A 22,448-nucleotide genomic window follows, 5' to 3' on the forward strand; every position below is an offset into this window, starting at 1 on the left:
ATGCGCGGATTGCTGTGGTTGCTCGGCCTTTTCGCCCTCGCCGCCGCCCTGGCGGTGGCCGGCCGTTACAACGAGGGCTACGCCCTGCTGGTGTGGCCGCCGTATCGGGTCCAGATTTCCCTCAACCTGCTGATCGTGCTGCTGGTGGGCGGCTTCGCGGCGCTGTACGCGCTGTCGCGGCTGGTCTCGCGAACCCTCGCGCTACCCCGCGCGGTGCAGCAGTTCCGGGCCCGCAAGGGGCGCGAGCGGGCGGCTCAGGCGATCTACGACGCCGTCCGCCTGCGCATCGAGGGGCGCTTCGGGCAGGCGCTCAAGCAGGCCACCGCCGCCTATGAGGCCGGCGAGTCGCCCGGGCTCGCGGCCCTGCTGGCGGCCCGCGCGGCCCATTCGCTGCGCGACGAGACGCGCTACCGATACTGGCTCGGCAAGGTGGCCGAGCACGACGCCGAGATGCGCCTGGCGCGGCTGATGACCGAAGCCAAGCTCGCCGTCGAGGAGCGCCGCTTCGACGAGGCCGCGGAGCGCATCGACGAACTCAATGCGGGTGGCCAGCGCCACATCGCCGCGCTGCGTCTTGCCCTGCGCACGGCCCAGGCCCGCGGCAACTGGGCCGAGGCGGTGCGCGTGGTGCGCCAGCTGGTCAAGGTCAAGGCGCTCACCGTCGAGCAGGCCGAGCCGGTCAAGCGCCGCGCCCACCAGGAAGGCCTGCGCCAGCGCGCCGGCGACGCCCAGGCGCTCGCCGCCTACTGGCAGGAGGTGCCCCGCGACGAGCAGCGCGATGCCCGCCTCGTCGCAGCCCTGGCCCGCGCGCTGATCGCTGCGGACGACGGCGACGCCGCCCAGAAGATCATCGAAACGCAGCTCGCCTTCGGTTGGGATTCCGTGCTTGCGGGCATTTACGGGCGTTGCGAGGGCGGTGACGTGCGCAGTCGTCTGGCCCACGCCGAGGACTGGCTCAAGCAGGAACCTCGCGATCCCCAGTTGCTGCTGACCCTCGGCCGCCTGTGCGTGCAGTCGCAGCTATGGGGCAAGGCCGAGAGTTACCTCGAGGCTGCGCTGGCCGTCGAGCCGGGCTGGGAGGCCCACGTCGAGCTGGCCCACCTGGCCGAACGCGTCGGGCGCACCGACGATGCCAACCGTCATTACCGGGCGGCGGCCGAACTCTCCCGGCGCTGATGTCGCCGCGTCGGCAGATTGCAGGGACGGCGGAAGCGGCCCGTCTTCCCTGTTTCAAATTAGCGGAATAACATAGTCCGCTCGGGGTTCGCTCAGCGCTGGGTTGATAGCTTCAGACAATCCATATCATTTCATCAATCAATTTGAACGATATGATGCGCGGCCCTATCATGTGGCTTTCCCATCCCAACCAGTGAAGGAAACATCAATGTCCCTGATCAATACCGAAATCAAGCCGTTCAAGGCCACCGCTTTCCACAATGGCAAGTTCGTTGACCTGACCGAAGCCGACGTCAAGGGCAAGTGGTCCGTGTTCTTCTTCTACCCCGCCGACTTCACCTTCGTCTGCCCGACCGAGCTGGGCGACATGGCCGACCTGTACCCCGAATTCCAGAAGCTGGGCGTCGAGGTCTACTCCGTCTCCACCGACACCCACTTCGTGCACAAGGCCTGGGCCGACGCCTCCGAGACCATCAAGAAGATCAAGTACCCGATGATCGGCGATCCGACCGGTGCGATCTCCCGCAACTTCGACGTGATGATCGAGGAAGCCGGCCTGGCCCTGCGTGGCACCTTTGTGGTGAACCCCGAAGGCGTGGTCAAGGTCGCCGAGATCCACGATCTGGGCATCGGCCGCGACGCCTCCGAGCTGCTGCGCAAGGTCAAGGCTGCCCAGTACGTTGCCTCCCACCCGGGTGAAGTGTGCCCGGCCAAGTGGCAGGAAGGCGCCGAGACCCTGAAGCCGTCGCTGGACCTGGTCGGCAAGATCTAAGCCGCGCCCAGGCAGCTTCGCTGCTTTTTCAGACGCCCGGGCGCCCTCTGGCCCCGGGCGTTTTCACATTCACGAACCGGTAGTTGGAAGGATCCGTCATGCTCGATGCCACCCTCAAGACCCAGTTGCAAGCCTACCTGACCCGGGTGACCCGTCCGGTCGAGATGGTTGCGTCCCTCGACGACAGCGCCAGCGCCCGCGAGATGCGCGAACTGCTGCAGGAGATCGCGAGCCTGTCGCCGCTGGTCAGCTTCGTCGAGCGCGAGGACGGCGCCGAGCGAAAGCCGTCGTTCCGGATCGCCCAGCCGGGGGCCGACACCGCGATCCGCTTTGCGGCGATCCCGCTCGGGCACGAATTCACCTCGCTGGTGCTGGCCTTGCTGCAGGTCGGCGGCCACCCGCCGAAGGTGAGCGACGAAGTGCTCGAACAGATTCGCAACCTCGATGGCGAGTTCAATTTCGTCACCTACATCTCGCTGTCGTGCCAGAACTGCCCCGAGGTAGTGCAGTCGCTCAACCTGATGGCGTTGATCAATCCGAAGATCCGCCACGAGACGGTGGATGGCGCGCTGTTCCAGGACGAGGTCACGCGGCTGCAGATCATGGCGGTACCGACGGTGTTCCTGAACGGCCAGGCGTTCGGCCAGGGGCGGATGGAGCTGGAACAGATCCTCGCCAAGGTGGATTCCGGCTCCGACGCCCGCGCGGCTGCGAAGCTGGCGGCAAAGGACGCGTTCGACGTGCTGGTGGTGGGCGGTGGGCCGGCGGGTGCCGCGGCGGCGATCTACGCGGCGCGCAAGGGGATTCGCACCGGCGTGGTCACGGAGCGCTTCGGCGGTCAGGTGCTCGACACCCTGGCGATCGAGAACTTCATCTCGGTGAAGGAAACCGAGGGACCGCGTCTTGCCGCCGCGCTGGAAGAACACGTCCGCCAATACGACGTGGACATCATGAACTTGCAGCGCGCCGAGGCCCTGGTGCCCGGCGAGCTGATCGAGGTGAAGCTGGCGAGCGGCGCCAGCCTGCGCTCGAAGACGGTGATCCTGTCCACCGGCGCGCGCTGGCGTGACATGAACGTGCCGGGCGAAACCGAGTACCGCACCAAGGGCGTGACCTACTGCCCGCACTGCGACGGCCCGCTCTTCAAGGGCAAGCCGGTGGCGGTGATCGGCGGCGGCAATTCGGGCGTCGAGGCGGCGATCGACCTGGCCGGCGTGGTCGATCACGTGACGCTGCTGGAGTTCGACAGCAAGCTGCGTGCGGATGCGGTGTTGGTGGCCAAGCTCGAGAGCCTGCCCAACGTGAAGATCATCGTGAATGCCCAGACCACCGAGGTGAAGGGTGACGGCCAGAAGGTGACCGGCCTCATCTACAAGGATCGGGTCTCCGGCGAGATGCACGCGCTCGCGCTCGCCGGCATCTTCGTGCAGATCGGCCTCCTGCCCAACACCGGCTGGCTGAAGGGTACGGTGGAGCTGTCGCCCCGTGGCGAGATCGTCGTCGATGCCCACGGTCGCACGTCGGTGCCCGGTGTGTTTGCGGCCGGCGATGTGACCACGGTGCCGTTCAAGCAGATCATCATCGCGATGGGCGAGGGGGCGAAGGCGTCGCTGTCGGCCTTCGATCATCTGATCCGCAACTGATCCGGGTTTCCGTGCCCAAAAAAAACCGCCGGGTTTGCGCCCGGCGGTCGTGCTTTTAGGTCAGGCCCAGTCCTTGTGGATCAGGAAGTCGGTGTAGAGCCGCGCTTCCGGGCTGCCGGCTTCCGGCTGCCAGTCGTAGCGCCATTTGACGATGGGCGGCATCGACATGAGGATGGATTCGGTGCGCCCGCCCGATTGCAGGCCGAACAGCGTGCCGCGGTCGAAGACCAGGTTGAACTCGACGTAGCGGCCGCGGCGATAGGCCTGGAAATCGCGTTCGCGATCAAAGTAGGGCGTGTCCCGGCGACGCTCGACGATGGGCAGGTAGGCGGGCAAAAATGCGTCGCCGACGCTGCGGGTCAGCGCGAAGGCAGCGTCGAAATCCACCTTGCCGTCGGCGCCGTGGTCGTCGAAGAACAGGCCGCCAACGCCGCGGGGCTCGTTGCGGTGCTTGAGGAAGAAGTAGCGGTCGCACCAGTCCTTGAGGCGCTGGTATTCGGGTTCGCCCCAGGGCAGCACGGCGGCCTTGCAGGTGGCGTGGAAGTGGCGGACGTCTTCCTCGAAGGGGTAGTAGGGGGTGAGATCCATGCCGCCGCCGAACCACCAGACGTCGTCCTTGCCGGGCGCCGAGGCGATGAAGAAGCGCACGTTCATGTGCACGGTGGGGCAGTACGGGTTGCGTGGGTGGAGCACCAGCGAGACGCCCATCGCCTCGTAGCTGCGGCCGGCGAGCTCGGGCCGGGCGGCGGTGGCGGAGGGCGGCAGGCCTTCGCCCATCACATGGGAGAAGTTGCAGCCGCCGCGTTCGAAGAAATTGCCTTCCTCGATCAGGCGGGTGAGGCCGCCGCCGCCGGCCGGGCGGGTCCAGCTGTCGGTGACGAAGGGCTTGCCGTCGAAGGCTTCGAGGGCGGCGACGATGCGGGCCTGAAGGTCGAGAAGATAGGCTTTGACAGCGGCGCGGTCAGGCATGGGGTGGGCTCCGGGGATGGAAAAAACCGGCCAGCGGCCGGCGGATGAATCAGGCGCCGGGAATGAGGCGCTTCGAGTAGGTGTCGCGATCCATGTCGCGGGCTTCGGAGGTGATCTGCACCACCTGGGGGCCGGGTGCGACGAGGGGCGCGATGGCCTCCACAAGAGCGGCGGTGAGGCGCTGCTTGGTGGCGCTGTCACGGCCGGACAGCAGCGCCAGGCCGGCGTGGATGAAGCCGTGGTCGGCGCCGCTGCCGACCCGGAAGTGCTCGACCGGGAACAGCCGCGCCTTGATGGCGTCGGCCGGGGCGAACACGCCGCTTGCCACCAGCGCATCGGTGGTGGCCGTCAGCACCGCGGCCGGATCGAACCGGCCGGCGATGTTGGTGCTGTACTCGATGCGCAGGTGGGGCATGGTTCAGCCTTTGCGACCGACGGCGCGGTAGCCGATGTCGCGGCGGCACTGCATGCCGTCGAAGTGGATCTGGTCGAGCTGCTCGTAGGCACGCTTCTGGGCGCTCTTCACGTTGTCACCCAGCGCGGTGACGCACAGCACGCGGCCACCGTTGGTGACCACCTGACCGTCCGCCTCGGTGGTGCCAGCGTGGAAGACATGCACGTCTTCCGTTGCGGTGCCGGGTAGACCGTGGATCGCGTCGCCCTTGCGGGGGCTGTCCGGGTAGCCGGCGGCGGCCATCACCACGCCGAGGGCGAAGCGGCGGTCCCATTCGGCTTCGATCTTGTCGAGCTTGCCGGCGATGGCGGCTTCGACGAGATCGACCAGATCGGTCTTGAGCCGCATCATGATCGGCTGGGTTTCCGGGTCGCCCATGCGGCAGTTGAACTCGACGACGCGGGGCGCGCCCTTGGCGTCGATCATCAGGCCGGCGTACAGGAAGCCGGTGTAGGGCAGCCCTTCGGCGGCCATGCCGGCGAGGGTCGGCATGATGATCTCGCGCATGGCGCGGGCGTGGACTTCGGGGGTGACCACCGGGGCGGGCGAGTAGGCGCCCATGCCGCCGGTGTTGGGGCCCTGGTCGGCATCCTTGAGGCGCTTGTGATCCTGGGAGGTGGCCAGCGGCAGAGCGTGGCGGCCGTCGGCCATCACGATGAAGCTGGCTTCCTCGCCGTCCATGAACTCCTCGATCACCACCCGCGGGCCGCGCTCGTCGTACTGCACGCCCAGGGTGTTGTGGGTGAGCATGGCGTCGATGGCGGCGTGGGCTTCGTCCGTGGTCATCGCGACCACCACACCCTTGCCGGCGGCGAGGCCATCGGCCTTGATGACGATCGGCGCCCCTTCGGCGTCCACGTAGGCGTGGGCGGCGGCGGAGTCGGAGAAGGTCTGGTACTTGGCCGTCGGAATCTTGTGGCGGATCAGGAACTGCTTGGCAAAATCCTTGGAGCTCTCGAGCTGGGCGGCGAGCTTGGTCGGCCCGAAGATCGGCAGCCCGGCGGCACGGAAGGCATCCACCACGCCGGCGGCCAGCGGTGCTTCGGGGCCGACGACGGTGAGGGCGATCTGCTCGCGGCGGGCGAGTTCGATGAGCTCGGGGATCGCGGTGACGGCGACGTTCTCGATGCCGGGCTCACGGGCGGTGCCCGGGTTGCCCGGGGCAACCAGCACCTTCTGCACGCGCGGCGAACGGGAGAGCTTCCAGGCCAGCGCGTGTTCGCGTCCGCCGGAGCCGATGACGAGGATCTTCATGGGGGTGCCCGGATCAGTGACGGAAGTGGCGGAAGCCGGTGAGGACCATCGCGATGCCCTGCTCGTCGGCCGCGGCGATCACCTCGGCGTCGCGCATCGAGCCACCCGGCTGGATGACGGCGGTGGCGCCGGCCTGGGCCAGCACGTCGAGGCCGTCACGGAACGGGAAGAAGGCGTCGGACGCCACCACGCAGCCGGGGATCACGAGACCGGCGTTCTCGGCCTTGATCTTGGCGATGCGGGCGGAATCGACACGGCTCATCTGGCCGGCGCCGACGCCGATGGTCATGCCGTCCTTGCAGTAGACGATGGCGTTTGACTTGACGTACTTGGCCACGCGCCAGGCGAACAGCAGGTCGCCGAGCTCTTGTTCGGTGGGCGCGCGCTTGGTGACGACCTTCAGATCGGCCGCGGTGATCGGGGCGAAGTCGGCGCTCTGCACCAAGAGGCCGCCGCCGACGCGCTTGTAATCGGGCTGGCGGACGGTGCCCAGCGGATTGACCAGCACGCGGACGTTCTGCTTGGCCTTGAGGAGCTCGAGGGCTTCGTCGGTGTAGGCGGGGGCGATCAGCACTTCGAGGAACTGGGCGCTGACGGCTTCGGCCGCGGCGCGGTCGACGGTGGTGTTGAAGGCGATGATGCCGCCGAAGGCCGAGGTCGGGTCGGTGGAGAAGGCCTTCTTGTAGGCTTCCAGCGGGCTGGCGGCAACGGCCACGCCACACGGGTTGGCGTGCTTGACGATGACGCAGGCAACGCCGTCGAAGGCCTTGACGCATTCCCAGGCGGCGTCGGAGTCGGCGATGTTGTTGTACGACAGCTCCTTGCCCTGCAGCTGGGTGTAGGCAGCGATGCTGCCGGCCTGGGGCTGGGATTCGCGGTAGAAGGCGGCGGTCTGGTGGGGGTTCTCGCCGTAGCGGAGGTCCTGCACCTTGTCGAAGGCGAGCTGGAAGCGTTCCGGGTAGGCCTGCTTGCTGCCGTCGTCGGCGAGGGCGGTGAGGTGGTTGGAGATCGCCGAGTCGTAGCGGGCGGTGTGGGTGAAGGCCTTGCGGGCGAGGTCGAAGCGGGTCTTGTAGGACAGGGCGCCGTTGCCCGTCTTGAGCTCGGCGACAATCGCAGCGTAGTCGGCCGGATCGGTCACGATGCCGACGCCGCCGGCTTCGTTGCCGTGGTTCTTGGCCGCGGCGCGGACCATGGTCGGGCCGCCGATGTCGATGTTCTCGATGGCGTCTTCAAGCGTGCATTCGGGCTTGGCGACGGTGGCCTGGAAGGGGTAGAGGTTGACCACCACGAGGTCGATGCGCGGGATCTGGTGCTCGTCGAGCTTGGCCAGGTGCTCCGGCAGGTCGCGACGGGCGAGGATGCCGCCATGGACCTTGGGGTGCAGCGTCTTCACGCGGCCGTCGAGCATCTCGGGGAAGCCGGTGTAGTCGGACACGTCGGTGACCGGCAGGCCCGCGTCACGCAGGGACTTGGCGGTGCCGCCGGTGGACAGCAGGGCGATGCCGAGGGCGGACAGTTCACGGGCGAATTCGACGACGCCGGTCTTGTCGGAGACGCTGAGCAGGGCTTGGGTGACTTTCATGGGTATCTCGAAAAGGCCGCCGGGGCGGCGCGAAAAACGGAAATCGGTATTACAGGAGTTCGTGCTCGGAGAGCTTGCGGCGCAGGGTGTTGCGGTTGATGCCGAGCATCTCGGCGCACAGCGTCTGGTTGCCGCCGGCCTGCTTGAGGACGAACTCGAGCATCGGACGCTCGACGTTCTTGATCACCATCGCGTACAGGGCGTTGGGCTTTTCGCCGTCGAGGTCGCGGAAATAGGTGTCCAGCGCGCGACAGACAGAGTCGGCGATGTCATTGCTGGTGCTGCTCATGCTGCAAGCTCCTGGGGGAATTCTTCGGGGTCGGTGTAGACCAGTCGGCTGTCTCTGTCGGCGAGCCGGCCGAAGAACTCGTCAATGGCGGCAATTTGTTCTTGTACGGTGGGCAGGGTGTTCATGACGTGGCGGAACTGTGCCGACCCGACCAGACCCTTGGTGTACCAGCTGATGTGCTTGCGGGCGATCTTGACGCCGGTATCCTCACCGTAGAAGGCGTAGAGGTCGGCGAGGTGCTCCTTGCACACCTGCAGGATCTCGGAAACCAGCGGCGGCGGAAGCTGCTCGCCGGTGGCGAGGAAATGCTCGATCTCGCGGAAGATCCACGGGCGGCCCTGGGCCGCGCGGCCGATCATCACACCGTCGGCGCCGGTGTAGTCCAGCACGAACTTGGCCTTTTGCGGCGTGGTGATGTCACCGTTGGCGATCAGCGGGATGCGCACCCGGGTCTTCACGTCGGCGATGGTGTCGTACTCGGCGTCGCCGGTGTACTGGCAGGCGCGGGTGCGGCCGTGGATGGCGATCAGCTGGATGCCGGACTCTTCGGCGATCCGCGCGACGGTGGCGGCGTTCTTGTTGGCCTTGTTCCAGCCGGTGCGGAACTTGAGGGTGACCGGGGTGTTGCCGGCAGCGCCGACGACGGCCTCGAGGATGCGCGCGACCAGCGGCTCGTCCTGCATCAGCGCGGAGCCAGCCATCACGTTGCAGACCTTCTTGGCCGGGCAGCCCATGTTGATGTCGATGATCTGGGCGCCGCGGTCGATGTTGTGGCGGGCGGCCTCGGCCATCATGGCCGGGTCGGCGCCGGCGATCTGCACGGAGATCGGATCGGCCTCGCCGTCGTGGTTGGCACGGCGCTGGGTCTTGGTGCTGCCGTACAGCAGGGAGTTGGACGTGACCATCTCGGACACGGCGAGTCCGGCCCCCATCTTCTTGCACAGCTGGCGGAAAGGGCGGTCCGTCACACCGGCCATGGGCGCAACGAACAGGTTGTTTCGCAAGGTGAATCCGGCGAATTGCATCGGGGGAGGGCGCGACTTGGAAAACATAGCATTCTACCCGAAGGGGCGTTCGGCGGGCAGGGGCTGTGACGTCGCTAGGCGGGGCGCGGGGGCGCCGTTCAGGGCACTTCGGCGTACTGCATGCGGCCCTGGATGCGTGCCGCGTGGGCGGCGAGGCGTGGGCCGAAGCTCTTCTCGTACTTGCGCGGGTTGGGCAGCATCACCGCCATCCGGGCGGCCTGGGCGGGGGCCAGCTGGGCAGCGGGAATGCGGTAGTAGCGCTGGGCGGCGGCCTCGCAGCCGAAGATGCCGTTGCCCCATTCGACCACGTTGAGGTAGACCTCGAGGATGCGTCGCTTGTCCCACAGGGCTTCGATCATCACGGTGATGAGGGCTTCCTCGGCCTTGCGGAAGTAGCTGCGGGTCGGGGTGAGGAAGAGGTTCTTGGCGAGCTGCTGGCTGATCGTCGATCCACCCGCGACGGGTTTGCCCTTTTTCTGGTTTTTCTCGATGGCTTTCTGGATGCCGTCCCAGTCGAAGCCCTCGTGGTCCACGAACTTGTCGTCCTCGGCGGCGATGACGGCGCGCTTGAGGTGGATCGAGATGTTCTCGTAGGGCACCCAGCGGTAGTGAAGCTCGGCGTCGGGTTTGTCGGCGCTGAGCTCGTCGAGGCGCAGGCTCATGAAACTGGTGGCGGCCGGCGGGTTCCACTTCCACCACAGCACGTGGCCGAGCAGCCACACCTGGTAGCCGATGAACAGCAGGACCAGGGCGAGGAGGGCGCGGCGCGTCCAGCGCCAGAGGTGGAGCATCGCCGCCCGGCTCAGAGGTCGGCGCGGAGTGCGGTGAGCACCGGCGCCGTGTCTGGGCGAACCCCGCGCCACAGGGCGAAGCTCTCGGCGGCCTGTTCGACGAGCATCCCGAGGCCGTCGGCGAGGCGCGCGGCGCCTTGGGCGCGGGCCGCAGCGAGAAAGGGTGTGTCACCCTTGCCGTACATCATGTCGTAGGCGAGGCTGCCCGGGGCGTAGAGGCCCGGCGGCAGATCGGGGGCGGCGTCGGCGAGGCTGGCGCTGGTGGCGTTGATGACCACGTCGAAGCGGCGGCCGGCGAGCGCCGCGAAGCCGCAGCCGGTGGGCGCCAGGCGGCCTGGGGTGGCAAAGGCGGCGGCCAGGTCGACGGCTTTTGCGGCGGTACGATTGGCGACGACGAGCTCGGCCGGTGCGGCGTCCAGCAGCGGCAGGACGGTGCCGCGGGCGGCGCCGCCGGCGCCGAGCAGCAGCACCCGTTTGCCGGCGATCGGGCAGCCGAGGTTGACGGTGATGTCGCGCAGGATGCCGGCACCGTCGGTGTTGTCGCCGAGGATGCCGTCGGCGCCGAAAGCGAGGGTGTTCACCGCGCCCGCGGCCTCGGCGCGCGGCGTGCGCCGGTCGGCCAGGGCGAAGGCTTCGAGCTTGAACGGGACGGTGACGTTGAGGCCGCGGCCGCCCCCGTCGCGGAAGTCGAGGGCCGTCGCGACGAAACCGTCGAGGGGCGCCCGCAGGGCGTCGTAGCGGAGCTGCTGGCCGGTCTGGGCGGCGAAGGCGGCGTGGATGCGCGGCGATTTGCTGTGGCCGATCGGATTGCCGATCACGGCGTAACGGTCCATGGTCGGGTTACTCCCGCTTTGCCGAGGTGCGCAGCATGTCGGCGTTGGTGAAGGTCCAGGTACGGATGATTTCGATCTCGTCGGTGTCCTTGCGGATGTCCGGCGGGAAGGCGGCGTAGGGGGCGGCGAGCTCGACGATGCGACGGGCCGCGTCGTCGAGCACCTTGTAGCCCGACGAGCGCTGGATCTCGACGTTCCTGACACTGCCGTCGGCGCGGATGGTCACCGACAGCAGCAGGCTGCCGTAGAGCTTGCCGCGGGCGGCGTCGGGGTAGTTGAGGGTGCCGACGCGCTCGATCTTCTGGCGCCAGTCCTCGGCGTATTGGGCGAAGCGGTATTCCTGGGCGCGGGCGCCGACGAACTTGCGGCGCGGGCGGGCCGCGTATTCCATCAGATCCTTGTCGATCTGCGCCTCGATGCGGGCCACTGCCGCCGAGCTGTCGAGGAGGTCGTAGCCGCTGACCGGCCGCGGCGCCTCGGTGGGACTCACCTGCTGGGGATCGACCGCGAGCGCCGTCTTGCCCTTCGGGGCGGTCATGGCCTGCATCTGGGCGGCCTGTTCGGGTTCGCTGCGACGTTGGGCCTCGACGAGGTTGTCGCCCTGGCGGGTCTGCTCCTGGGGAGGCAGCGGTGTGGACGGGCGGGCCTTGGCGTCGTTGGTGCCGCCGGCGTCGAGGTTGGTCTGGGCGAGGATGTCGGCGGCATCGGGTCGCTGGGCGTGACGGGAGTTCACCAGCACGACTTCCAGGCCCTTGTCGTTGCGCTTGAACTTGGCCGGATCGGGCATCACGAAATGCACCGAGAGCAGGATGGCGTGCGCCAGCAGCGAGAGTCCGACGCCCCATTCGAGCGCGTAGCGGGCCGAGCGGCCGGTGAAAACCGGCCACGGGGCGCCGCCGCCGGCCGAGAGGGCTGGCGGCGCGGGCTGGACGGGAGGACGTTGAAGCGGCTGCTGCATTGCGGATCAGGCGGTGGGGCTGGCCTCGGCGGCTTCGGCGGGCGGCGGGGCGGCGTCGGTGGGCAGGGCGGCGTCGAGTTCGTCGTCGAGGGGGGCTGGCTCGCCGCTGCCCGGTGCGAGGGTTTCGAGGTAAGTCGCGCGCACGTCCACGTCGATGAGGTCGGTGCTGTCGATGGCGAGCTGGACCCGGGTGCCGGTCGGCAGCGTGGGCATCGACGGCACCTTGAAGATCAGGGGAATTTCCTCGAGGCGGACCAGGCTTTCGCGCAGCACGCGGGCGCTCATCGTGGGGTGGCCTTGCTGACGCAGCCAGCGCAGGCACCAGTAGCGCTCCATGCCGCGCTGGAACTCCGCGTAGGCGGCGTAGGTGAGCTCGAAGTCGCGCATTGCGGCGATCAGCTCGGGCGACTTGGACGGGAATACCGGCGGGCTCTGCTGCAGCCAGCTGATGAGCTGCCACTGATTGACCAGATCGACGTAGCGCCGTAGCGGCGAGCTGGACCAGGCGTAGCAATCGACGCCGAGGCCCTCGTGGGGTGCGGCGGCGGTGGTCATGCGCACCTTGCCGCCGGTCTGGGCGCGGTACAGCGCCGGGATGCCGGCCTCGGAGAGCGCCTTGCCCCAGGTGCTGTTGGCGGCAATCATCAGCTCGGCCACCAGCTTGTCGAGGGGCGAGCCGCGCGGGCGGCGGCCGATCTCGATGCGGCCGGGGCCGTCGGCGGTGGTTTCGGTCCAGTCGACGCTGAAGTTGTAATCGACGAGATTCTGATTGGCGGCGGGCTTGCCGCGGCCGGCTTCGAGCACGGTGGCGAGTTCCCACAGCAGGGTGAGTTCGGACTTCCAGGGGAAATCCGGCCCGCCGTCGGCCAGAGTGGTTTCGTTGAACACCGGCTCGATGTCGTGATGGCGCAGGTTGGCGGCGATCGGCACGCGCTCGACCCGCGAATGGTGGCCGGTCACCACCAGATCGCGGCTCACCTCGAGATAGAGCGACAGGGCCGGACAATCGCGCCCCTCGGCGAGGGTGAAGCGCTCGACGATGGCGTCGGGCAGCATGGTGATCTTGTTGCCCGGCATGTAGACCGTCGACAGGCGTGCGCGGGCGATGGCGTCGAGTTCGGAGTCGCGCCCGAAGCCGAGGCCCGGCGCGGCGATGTGGATGCCGATGCGCCAGCCGCCCTCGACGGGGGTGACCGAAAAGGCGTCGTCGATCTCGGTGGTGGCGGCGTCGTCGATGGAGAAGGCGCGCACGTCGGCGAGCGGCAGGTCGTCCGGCTCGCGCGGGGCGTCGACGCACGGGAAGCCGGTGCCGTCGGGGAAATACTCGAACAGGAAACGGTCGAAGTGCAGCTCGTGGGAGGAGGCCAGGGCGCCGCAGGCGAGCAGCAGACGGGCCGGCGATTTGCCGCTGTCGGCACAGGCGGCTTCGAGCGCCTTGGTCTCGAGGCGATTGCGGTCGGGCTTGTAGAGCAACTGGCGGACCAGCGGCTTGAGTTCGTCGGGGAGCGTGCCGGCGAGCAGTTCGTCGCGCATCCGCTCGATGGCCGCGGCTTGCTGGCGTTTCTTTTCGAGCCCGGCGAGGGCGGCCTGGAGGATTTCCGGCGGCGCCTTGCGGAAGCGGCCGCGGCCCTTGCGGTGGAAGTAGATCGGCGCGGCGTGCAGGCGCAGCAGCACGGCGGCGGATTCGACGGGGCTGGGTTCATGACCGAAGTAGTCGCGGGCGAAGTCGGCAAAGCCGAACTCGTCGTCGGTGCAGACTTCCCACAGGAATTCGGTGTCGAGGCCCTCGGCTTCGGCTTCGGCGCGGTCGAGAAGCTCGCCCGCGGCCGGCTGGGCGAAGCGCATCAGGACGTGGTTGCTCTTCAGCTTGAGGCGCTTGCCGTGGGGTGTTTCCACCTGCAGGGAGGCGTCATTGTCGGTCAGGATGGTGCCGGTCTTGAAGGCGCCATCCTCTTCGAAGAGCAGATTCATGGATCGATCGCGGGGGAAAACGACCGATTATAGCCAAGCCGGAGCCCGGCCCGGACGAAAGCCGACGCTTTCGTCCGGATCAGTTCGCGCGGCGGGTGACGAAATCGCGAATCAGCTGCAGCAGCACGTCCTCGTCGTAGGGCTTGCCGAGGTAGTGATTCACGCCGATCTCCTCGGCATAGCGCTTGTGCTTGTCGGCGGTGCGGGAGGTGATCATGATGATCGGCACGGCCTTCAGGCGGGCGTCGGCACGGATGTTGCGGGTCAGGTCGAAGCCGTCCATCCGCGGCATCTCGATGTCGGCGATGATGACGTCGGGGGTCGCGGTGAGCAGCTGCTCGAGGGCGTCCACGCCGTCCTTGGCGGTGATGACCCGGTAGCCTTCCCGTTCGAGCAGGCGGCCGGTGATCTTGCGCACGGTGAGCGAGTCGTCCACCACCATCACGGTGGGCAGGGCCGGCACGGCGGGAGCCTGGGGCCGCGCCGGCGCGTCGTTGTCGAGGAAGGCCGGGCTGCGACCGGCGAGGGCGACCGGGTTGAGGATCAGCACGATCTCGCCGTCGCCGAGCACCGTGGCGCCCGAATAGCCGACCATCCGGGCATATTGCGGACCGGCGTTCTTGACGACGATTTCCTGGTTGCCGCGCAGGGTGTCCACGTGCAGGGCCAGGGTTTCGCTGCCGGCGCGCAGGAGCAGCACCCAGTTGAAGCGGTCGAGCTGCGGCTGCGACTCGCGGTCGCCGAGCAGGCGCGGCAGGTAGCGATAGCTGAAGTGTTCGCCGAGCCACTCGGTGCCCTGGTTGGCGCGGATTTCCTGCAATGCTTCGGGCTTGAGCTCGAGCACCTGGGCGACCATCGAGGAGGGGATCGCGAAGGTGCGGCCGCCGGCGCGGATCAGCAGCGCCTGGGTGACCGCCAGCGTGAGCGGCAGGTGGATGCGGAAGGTGGTGCCCTGACCGGCTTCGGTGGCGACGCTGATGCGTCCACCGACGGCGGCGGTTTCGCTCTTCACCACGTCCATGCCGACGCCGCGGCCGGCGAGGCTGGACAGGCTGGCGGTGGTGAAGCCAGGCACGAAGATCAGGTTGGTGAGGCGCTTGTCGTCGGTTTCCTCGTCGGGCGCGATCAGGCCGGTTTCGATGGCCTGGGCGCGGATGCGCGCGAAGTCGAGGCCGGCGCCGTCGTCGCGGAACTCGATCACCACGTCGTTGCCTTCGTGGGTGACGCGCAGGGTGATCTGACCGATCTCGGGCTTGCCGGCGGCCCGGCGTGCCTCGGGTGCCTCGATGCCGTGGGCGACGGCGTTGCGCACCAGATGGCCGAGCGGGCCGGTCATGGCTTCGAGCACGCTGCGGTCGATTTCGATCTGACCGCCGACGATGTCGAGGTTGGCGCGCCGGCCGAGTTCCTTGGCGGTCTGGCGGACCAGGCGGTAGAGGCGCTCGGCGAGGCTGTCGAACGGCACCATCCGCACGTACATCAGCGACTGCTGAAGCTCGCGGGCCATGCGCGACTGGGCGTGCAGGGCGGATTCGGCACCGTCGAGGTTCTTGAGCAGGTTCTGCTGGACGGTGGTCACGTCGCCGACGCTCTCGGCCATCATCCGGGTGAGTTCCTGGAGGCGCGTGTAGCGGTCCATCTCCAGGGGGTCGAACTCGGTGTGGTGGGTTTCGACCTGGGAGAGGCGCGACTGCATCTGGGTGTCGGCCTGGATCTCGACCTCGCGCAGCTGATTGCGCAGGCGGATGACGTTTTCGGTCAGGTCGAGCAGCGAGCGGCGCAGGGTGCGCAGTTCGCCCTCGATGCGGGTTCGGGCGATGGAGATTTCGCCGGCTTCGTTCACGAACTGGTCGATCCGGCTGGCCTCGATCCGCAGCTGGGTGCGGGCCGCCTGGGCGAGGGCTTCGCCGGGCTGGGCCGGTGCGTCGTCGACGGCGATGGCGGTTTCGACCACGTTGGCGGGCGCCGCGGCGGGCTCGGCCGCTGCCGTGGCCGGGTGTTCGAGGAGGTCGAGTGCCTGGCGGGTCTGGTCGAGGGCGGTTTCGAGCTCGTCGAGGATTTCGGTGCTGCCCGGGTCCTGGCTGCGGGCGCGCTCGAGGCGGGTTTCGAGATCGTGCAGGCTTTGGCCGAGGGTCATCGCGCCGACCATCCGCGCGCTGCCCTTCAGGGTGTGCAGCAGGCGGGCGATGCCGGCGGGGTGGGCCGGGTCGGTGGGGGCGTCGCGCCAGTTGCGTACGGCGGTGTCGAGTTGGTCGAGGAGCTCCTGACCTTCGTCCAGGAAGATCGGCAGCAGCTCGGTGTCGATCTCGTCGCGCAGCTGCGGGGCCGGCGTGCTGGGTTCGGCGGCCGGACGCGGGCTGACGATCGGGGTGGTGACGAGGGCCGAGGGCGCGTCGGGGCGCAGGTTGATGACTTCGGCCAGATGCGCGGCGAGGATGTCGTCGAGCTGTTCGACGAGCTCGGGAACGGCTTCCGGCAGCACCCGGGCGGCCAGCTGCACCAACATGCTTTCGAGGGCGCTGGCGGCGGCGCCCAGCAGGGTGGCCTGTTCGGCGGCGGGGGCGCGGTCGTGGTCGGCGAGGCGCTGCTGGGCCAGTTCGAGTGCCTTGGCGAGGCGCTGCGGGGCGATGAAGCGCGCGGTGCCGGAGATGCCCGCCAGGGTGTGCGCGGCGCGAATGGCGGCCTGCGGCGGCACGAGGGTCGGATTGACCGACAGGCGGGCCAGCTCATGACGCAGGGTGGCGACGTGCTGGCGGGCTTCGACGAGATAGAGGTCGAACAGCGGACGCGACAGGGTGACGTCGCCGAGGCGGACTTCGTCCGGATCGCCGGCGTCGGATTCGTCGTCCGGCTCGGGCGGGCGGGGTTGGTCGGCTTCGTCCGTCGCGACGGCTTCATCGGCGGAAAACGCCTCGACGTAGAGGTCGTCGATGTCGTCAAGAGGCGGTGAGGCGGTGTCGATCGGCGCTGCGTGAAAGGTCGGCAGCTCGAAGACGGGGGCGTCGTCGGCGAGAATTTCGGGAACGGAGGGCTCGGGGGCGTCGGAGGCGACCGGTTCGGGAAGTGTGACGTGGGCCTCCAGATCGGCCAGGGCTTCTTCGACGGTCAGCGGCGCGTCGGCCAGGTCGGGCAGGGCGTCGAGTTCGGCTTCCAGCTCGACCTCGGCGGCGCCGAGCGTGTCGAGCCCGACCGGTTGCGGCGCAATCGGGGCCGCGGTGGGGACGTCGAAAGCCGGCTGTTCGAGCGGCGGGCGATCGATGGGCTCGGCATCGGTCGGCAGCGCGAAGGCGAGGGGTTCGACGGCCGTCGCGGCCGGTGGGGCGGCGACGCTGACACGGGGCGCCTCGGGCGTGGCCTCCACATCGATCGCCGGGCCGTCGTCGATGGGGATGTCGATCACCGGCGACAGGGCGGTCTCGCTGAAGCTGAGGTCGGGGAAATCGAGGGCCAGTGCCGGGGCCGGCGTTTCGGCGACAGGGGTGTCGTCGAAGCGCGGAATCGGCGTGCCGATGTCGGTTTCGGTGAAGTCGTGATCGGGCACGACCACGGTGGCTTCGAGGTTGAAGACTTCTGCGGCCAGGTCGTCCACCACCGGGAATGGAGTGGGGATGGCCGGGGCCGGGGCGACGGCGGGCGTAGCCACCGGTGCGGCTTCGTCCTCGCTGCGCAGGCGCTCGGCGTCGGCGAGCAACGCGTCAACGTTCTTGTGGGTGCCGGCGCCGGCCTTGATCTGGTCGATCCAGGCGGAGAAGGCGGCGTGGGCGTCGGCGATCAGGGCGAGGAGATCGGCGCCGACGGGCAGTTCGAGGCGCAGCCAGTGGTTGAGCGTCTGCTCCATGCCCCACGCGGCTTCGCCGAAATCCTTGAGGCCGACCATGCGGCCGCTGCCCTTGAGGGTGTGGAAGCTGCGCCGGATGGTGGTGAGCACATCCACGTCGTGGGGGCGCTCGCGCAGTTCGACGAGCTTGGCGGCGATGGTGGTGCGGACATCGATGGCCTCTTCGATGAAGATGGCCAGCAGTTCGGCGTCGATTTCTTCTTCGGAGGCGTCGAGCAGGCGGCTCGCCGCATCGGACAGGGCCGGCGCTTCGGGGGCGGCGGCGATGGGGGCTTCGGCGGTGAACAGCTCGCCGGCGTCGAGCATCGTGAGCGCCTGGCGGGCCTGTTTTTCGAGTTCGAGGTCGGCGGTGAGCGAGGCGTCCTGGCGCAGGCTCTCGAGGTTGAGCTGCAGTTCGGTGCGCAGGCCGATGTCGTCGGGGTTGTCTTTGAGCGCGGCGGTGAGGGCCGCGGTCTCGCGCTTCTGCTGGGCCAGTTCGGCTTCGACGGTGTCGGTGGCGGCGGGGCCGGTGTCGGGGCGCAGGATGCGGTCGAGATCGGCGGGGCCGTGTTGCAGCGCTTCGATGTAGACGCCGAGGGCCGACAGGCGGTGGGCGATCTCCTCGAACGCGCGGGTGTCTCCGCTGGCGTCGTCGGGGGTGAGGGCTGCGATGCGGGTGGCGGCATCCTGGACCAGTCGCACGGCACCGTCCTCGTTCATGACCGACAGGGCGCCTTCGACCTGCTTGAGCGGGGCGCGGACGGCGTCGAGGATGTCCAGACGGCTGGGCGAACGGAAGAAGCTGTCGAGGCTCTGCTCGACTTCCGACAGGTTGGTGAGGATTTCGTGGGCGAGCTGACGGTTGACCTGGCGCGCCTGGGAGTCGGGCTCGGCGATGGCCAGCGGGGCGAGTTGTTCGCCGCGCTGGTGGGCCGTCAAGCGCTGCAGCAGGACTTCGATCTGGGCGTCTTCCTGGACGTCGGCGCGGGCGTGGGCGTCGAGGCGGGTGTCGAGCACCAGCATCGTGGTGGCGACGTCCATCGACAGGGCTTCGGTGAGGCGCAGCGGATCCTGCCGCAGCCAGCGGGCGAGTTCGCCGAGTGCGCTGGCGAGATCGGCGACTTCGGGCTGGCCCAGGGTGCGGGCGTCGCCGATGACGAGGGCGATGGTGTCCTGGAAGCGCGGCAATCCGATGGCGCCGCCCTTGGAGAACTGGTCCCAGGCCTCGCGGGCGTCGGACAGGTTTTCGCGCAGCTTGCGCAACACCGGCGCGAGAGGCTTGTCGCTCAGCGGGCGATCGGCGCCGGGGATCAGTTCGCCGAGCCGGTAGGCGTCGCGCGTGGCATCGATGACCGGCGATTGGGCGGCGGCGGTGGCGACGTGGTAGAGCACGTCGCGCATCAGCCGCTCCGCGACGATCGCCGAGCCTTCCATGACGCGCCGCATCTGGGCGTCGATGCGGCCGCACAGGCGCTTGGTGGCGGCGTCGGGGGCGATGTCGCCCTGGCCGAGGGCGTCGAAGAACGCGGTGGCGGCGAACCAGAAGGCGCGTGAGGCGGGCACGCCCTGCAGTTGTTCGATGCCGGCGACGGAGTCGCGCATCTCTTGCGGGCCGGTCGGGTCATCGCCGTTGCGGAACCACTTGAGCAGGCCGCGCTCGAAGCGCCCGCGCAGCGCGCGCAGACGCTTGGGGTCGTCGCTGGTGTCGGCCGGTCGGGTGAAGGTCGGGCGCAGGGAGAGGTCGGGGAAGAACAGTTCGCCGGCGGTGGGGGGCTCCTGGCCGCGGGCCTGGGCGAGCTCGAGGTAGAGCCCGAGGAGGCGCAGGGCCTGGTCGGGCTGGCCGCGGGTGAGCTCGTCGAGATAGTTGCCGATGGCGGCGATGCTGCGCGTGGCGAGGCGCAGGGTGTCGGGCGTGGTGGTGACCTGACCGCCGGCCATCTCGCCGAGCAGCCGGTCGAGTTGCTCGGAGAACTGGGTGAGGCCGTCGAGACCGACGATCGACAGGGCACCGTGGGCTTGGTGCAGGTGGGTCTGGGCGAATTTGACCTTGCCGGAGCGGTCCGGTGCGGTGGCGGCTTCGGCGAGCGCCGCCGCGGCCCGCTCGAGGGCCAGATCGATTTCGCCTTTGACCCAGGTCAGCGGACCCAGGTCGAGTTCGTGTGCAGAGCTCATCGGTGCGTGCAGGTCGGATTCCGTTCCGGGGCGTGGGTGCGGCTGAGGTTCAGACCTTGAAGCCGGACACCGAGCCCTTGAGTTCGACGGCCAGATCGGCCAGTTCGCCGATGGAGACGGCGGTCTGCTGGGTGCCGGTGGTGGTGCGGTCGGTGATGGCGAGAATGCTGCGCATCTTCTCCGCCACCTGGGTGGCGGCCTTGGCCTGGACCTCGGTACTGACCGAGATGCGTTCGATCAGCGCGGCGGTTTCGGCAGACACGCGTTCGATCTCGGCGAGTTCCTGGCCGGCGGTTTCGGACAGGCGGGCACCGTCGACCACGTCGCGAGTGGCGTTTTCCATGGCGGTCACGGCGTCGCCGGTATCGGTCTGAATGGTCTTCACGATCGCGCCGATCTGCTTGGTGGCTTCGGCGGAGCGTTCGGCGAGGCGCTGCACTTCTTCGGCAACCACCGAGAAGCCGCGACCGGCTTCACCGGCCGAGGCGGCCTGGATGGCGGCATTCAGGGCCAGCACGTTGGTTTGTTCGGTAATGTCGGAAATCAGTTCCACGATTTCGCCGATCTCCTGAGAGGATTCGCCGAGGCGCTTGATGCGCTTGGAGGTTTCCTGGATCTTCTCGCGGATGTCGTTCATGCCCTTGATGGTGTCCTCCACCGCGGCGGCGCCCTTCTGGGCGGCTTCGAGGGAGCGACGGGCCACCTGGGCGGACTGCATCGCGTCCTCGGAGGCGGCGCTCATGGAGCTGGCCATGCTCTGCGCGGTTTCGCCGGCCAGGCGCAGTTCCTGGGCCTGGCGTTCGGTGGCGGACAGCAGTTCGTCCGAGGTGCGCTGGGCGGATTCGGTGGCACTGGTCACGCGCAGGGCGGCGTCGTTGATGCGGCGCACCAGCACGGAGAGTTCCTCAATCGTGTAGTTGACCGAGTCGGCAATGGCGCCGGTGATGTCCTCGGTGACGGTGGCGCGCACGGTGAGGTCGCCGTCGGCGAGGTCGCCCATCTCGTTCATCAGGCGAAGGATGGCCTGCTGGGTGCCGTTGCGCTCGTTTTCGGCCGCTTCGCGCAGTTGTTCGGAGGCCTGGCGGCGGCGCGCGATGTCGTCGTTGTAGGTCTTGGCCATCAGTGCCAGGCAGGCGAGGGCGAGCAGCGCGCTGAGGATGATCGCCAGGCTCACCCAGGTGAAGAAGCCGGTGTAGGCGTTGTTGTAGCCGTTGGCGAGGGCGGTGGTCTTCTCGAGCAGCGGGGTGGAGTCGCGGAAGATGTGGCTGCCGGCTTCCTTCGCCTTTACGAGGAGCTGGATGTTGTTGAGGATGGTCTGGACGGCGGTGAGGTTTTCCTTGCCAGCGCTTTCGAGTTCGGAGAGCTTGGCTTTGGTGTCGGTGCCGTCGCCGGTCATCTTCTGGAGCTGGTCGATCTGCTCGCGGAAGGTGATGGTGTCCTTGCCGAGCAGGAAGGCCACTTCGGGGTCGATGGCGCTGGCAATGAGCAGCGCGTTGGCGTTCTTGGCGATGCGCTGGGTGAGCATCACGACCTGGTTGGCCGTCGCGATCTCGCGGGCGGAGGCGCCGCCCTGCAGCTTGAGTGCGGCGACCTGCTCGGACAGTTCGAGCAGGTGGGGGTTCTTGCCGTTGATGGTGGCCACCGCCTTGCCCAGACCGGTGAGGTTGGTTTCTTCCTTGATCAGCTTGTCGGCATCGGCCGCGGTCTTCTTCCAGAGGGTCGAGACGGCCTCGAGTTCCTCGGCCACGGCTCCGCTGCCGCCGGGCACGTGGGTGCCGTCGATCTCGCCGCCGTCGGTGAGGACTTCGCGCAGCTGCTCGAACTGGGTGCGGCTTTCCTTGAGTTCGGCGAACGCGGCGGTATCGCCCTGCAGGGCGAGCTGGCTGGCCTTGGCGATCTGCTGCGACAGGGTGCGCATCTTGCCGGCGGCGGTGACGTAGGCGGTGCCGATGCCGTTGTCGCGGATCTGGTAGAGCACCAGCGCGGCGGTGATGGCGGAGAAGATCAGGAAGGGAACGCGCAGGACGCGCAGTTGCTCGGACGCGCTCTTGCCGGCCAGGAACGGAAGGGCCGCGCCGGGCTGCGTGCCGTCGCCGGCTTCGATGATCGTATCCACGTTGGTCGAAGCAGCCTTATTGCCGCCCAGCGAGAATCCCGGAAGCTTGAATGCCATGTTTGTCGTCCTTGGGCGGTGCGGGCCGCCGCTCCTCCTGAATGGTTTTACGATTGCGCGGCGTCGAGAAAACGTGCGTTGTTCAGTAGTTCGCTCACCTTGAGCCGGGTCCAGGGGTTGCCGTAGGCATCCTGGAGCTGGTCGCCGATCCAGGGCTGGTCGGCATCGAAGGGGGTGGCGAGGGGTTCGAAGTCCTCGATGGCGCGCAGACCCAGGGCACGCGTGACGAGGAGGGCGCAGTTGAGGTTGTGGCGCACGCCGACGAGCAGCAGCCGGGACTGACCGATCGGCGCGATCGGGGTGTCGCCGTGGAAGGCCGAGAAATCGACGACCCCGAAGAGGTTGCCGCGCACGCTGGCCAGGCCGCGGAACCACGGCTGGCTGAGCGGGACGGTGGCCAGGGGAGGGACGGCGAGGATCTCGCCGGCCTCGGTGAGGTCCACCAGCCAGTTGCGCTTGCCGGCCTGGATGCCGAGGAGGGCCGATGCGCGGCTGTCGCGGGCATCGGCGAGGCGCCGGGCGAGCCCGGCCTGGAATTCGTGGAGGCTGATCCGCTTCGCCATGGGGAG

General features: G+C 68.5%; 16 protein-coding genes. 3 read left to right on the forward strand and 13 right to left on the reverse strand.

Annotation, left to right across the window (positions count from 1 at the left end):
• The 3 genes from ACE3P2_RS10515 to ahpF all read left to right on the forward strand — a co-directional run bounded on the left by ACE3P2_RS10515 (window position 1) and on the right by ahpF (window position 3,591).
• Window positions 1–1,176, forward strand: a complete 1,176-nt coding sequence (locus ACE3P2_RS10515) for a heme biosynthesis HemY N-terminal domain-containing protein (RefSeq protein ID WP_374264165.1) — start codon at window positions 1–3, stop codon at window positions 1,174–1,176.
• A gap of 208 nt (window positions 1,177–1,384) precedes the next feature.
• Window positions 1,385–1,948, forward strand: coding sequence for an alkyl hydroperoxide reductase subunit C (gene ahpC, locus ACE3P2_RS10520; RefSeq protein ID WP_374264167.1), 564 nt, complete (start codon window positions 1,385–1,387; stop codon window positions 1,946–1,948).
• Between the two features lie 98 nt (window positions 1,949–2,046).
• Window positions 2,047–3,591 carry an alkyl hydroperoxide reductase subunit F gene (ahpF, locus tag ACE3P2_RS10525; RefSeq protein WP_374264169.1) on the forward strand — a complete coding sequence of 515 codons (1,545 nt, stop codon included), beginning with the start codon at window positions 2,047–2,049 and terminating at the stop codon, window positions 3,589–3,591.
• Window positions 3,592–3,651: 60 nt separating this feature from the next.
• Here ahpF and hemF read toward each other — a convergent pair whose 3' ends face one another.
• The 13 genes from hemF to ACE3P2_RS10590 form a co-directional block, all read right to left on the reverse strand.
• The gene (gene hemF / locus ACE3P2_RS10530; RefSeq protein WP_374264171.1) at window positions 3,652–4,560 is read right to left on the reverse strand and encodes an oxygen-dependent coproporphyrinogen oxidase; all 909 of its coding nucleotides are present in this window, start codon (window positions 4,558–4,560) and stop codon (window positions 3,652–3,654) included.
• Window positions 4,561–4,609: 49 nt separating this feature from the next.
• Complete coding sequence (locus ACE3P2_RS10535) at window positions 4,610–4,975, reverse strand: 5-carboxymethyl-2-hydroxymuconate Delta-isomerase (protein ID WP_374264173.1); 366 nt, start codon at window positions 4,973–4,975, stop codon at window positions 4,610–4,612.
• Between the two features lie 3 nt (window positions 4,976–4,978).
• Window positions 4,979–6,268, reverse strand: coding sequence for a phosphoribosylamine--glycine ligase (gene purD, locus ACE3P2_RS10540; RefSeq protein ID WP_374264175.1), 1,290 nt, complete (start codon window positions 6,266–6,268; stop codon window positions 4,979–4,981).
• A 13-nt stretch (window positions 6,269–6,281) separates the two neighbouring features.
• Window positions 6,282–7,850: a bifunctional phosphoribosylaminoimidazolecarboxamide formyltransferase/IMP cyclohydrolase gene (purH, locus tag ACE3P2_RS10545; protein ID WP_374264177.1), complete on the reverse strand. Its 1,569-nt coding sequence runs from the start codon at window positions 7,848–7,850 to the stop codon at window positions 6,282–6,284.
• A 49-nt stretch (window positions 7,851–7,899) separates the two neighbouring features.
• Window positions 7,900–8,139: a helix-turn-helix domain-containing protein gene (locus tag ACE3P2_RS10550; RefSeq protein WP_298603410.1), complete on the reverse strand. Its 240-nt coding sequence runs from the start codon at window positions 8,137–8,139 to the stop codon at window positions 7,900–7,902.
• The gene (gene dusB / locus ACE3P2_RS10555) at window positions 8,136–9,164 is read right to left on the reverse strand and encodes a tRNA dihydrouridine synthase DusB (RefSeq protein ID WP_374264179.1); all 1,029 of its coding nucleotides are present in this window, start codon (window positions 9,162–9,164) and stop codon (window positions 8,136–8,138) included. The genes ACE3P2_RS10550 and dusB overlap by 4 nt, the downstream gene beginning before the upstream one ends.
• 98 nt (window positions 9,165–9,262) lie before the next feature.
• A complete protein-coding gene (gene mtgA, locus ACE3P2_RS10560) occupies window positions 9,263–9,955 on the reverse strand; it encodes a monofunctional biosynthetic peptidoglycan transglycosylase (RefSeq protein ID WP_374264181.1) in 693 nt (230 codons plus the stop codon).
• A gap of 11 nt (window positions 9,956–9,966) precedes the next feature.
• Entirely contained in the window at window positions 9,967–10,788 is an 822-nt protein-coding gene (gene aroE / locus ACE3P2_RS10565; RefSeq protein ID WP_374264183.1) for a shikimate dehydrogenase, read from the reverse strand.
• A gap of 7 nt (window positions 10,789–10,795) precedes the next feature.
• Window positions 10,796–11,746: an energy transducer TonB gene (locus ACE3P2_RS10570; RefSeq protein WP_374264185.1), complete on the reverse strand. Its 951-nt coding sequence runs from the start codon at window positions 11,744–11,746 to the stop codon at window positions 10,796–10,798.
• Window positions 11,747–11,752: 6 nt separating this feature from the next.
• On the reverse strand, window positions 11,753–13,717 hold the full coding sequence (locus ACE3P2_RS10575) for an RNB domain-containing ribonuclease (protein WP_374264187.1): 1,965 nt from the start codon (window positions 13,715–13,717) through the stop codon (window positions 11,753–11,755).
• A 79-nt stretch (window positions 13,718–13,796) separates the two neighbouring features.
• A complete protein-coding gene (locus ACE3P2_RS10580) occupies window positions 13,797–19,706 on the reverse strand; it encodes an Hpt domain-containing protein (protein ID WP_374264189.1) in 5,910 nt (1,969 codons plus the stop codon).
• Window positions 19,707–19,755: 49 nt separating this feature from the next.
• Window positions 19,756–21,879, reverse strand: a complete 2,124-nt coding sequence (locus ACE3P2_RS10585) for a methyl-accepting chemotaxis protein (protein ID WP_374264191.1) — start codon at window positions 21,877–21,879, stop codon at window positions 19,756–19,758.
• Between the two features lie 47 nt (window positions 21,880–21,926).
• On the reverse strand, window positions 21,927–22,442 hold the full coding sequence (locus ACE3P2_RS10590) for a chemotaxis protein CheW (RefSeq protein ID WP_374264193.1): 516 nt from the start codon (window positions 22,440–22,442) through the stop codon (window positions 21,927–21,929).
• Window positions 22,443–22,448 lie beyond the last annotated feature (6 nt).

The organism is Zoogloea sp., assembly GCF_041911615.1.
GTDB lineage: Bacteria > Pseudomonadota > Gammaproteobacteria > Burkholderiales > Rhodocyclaceae > Zoogloea.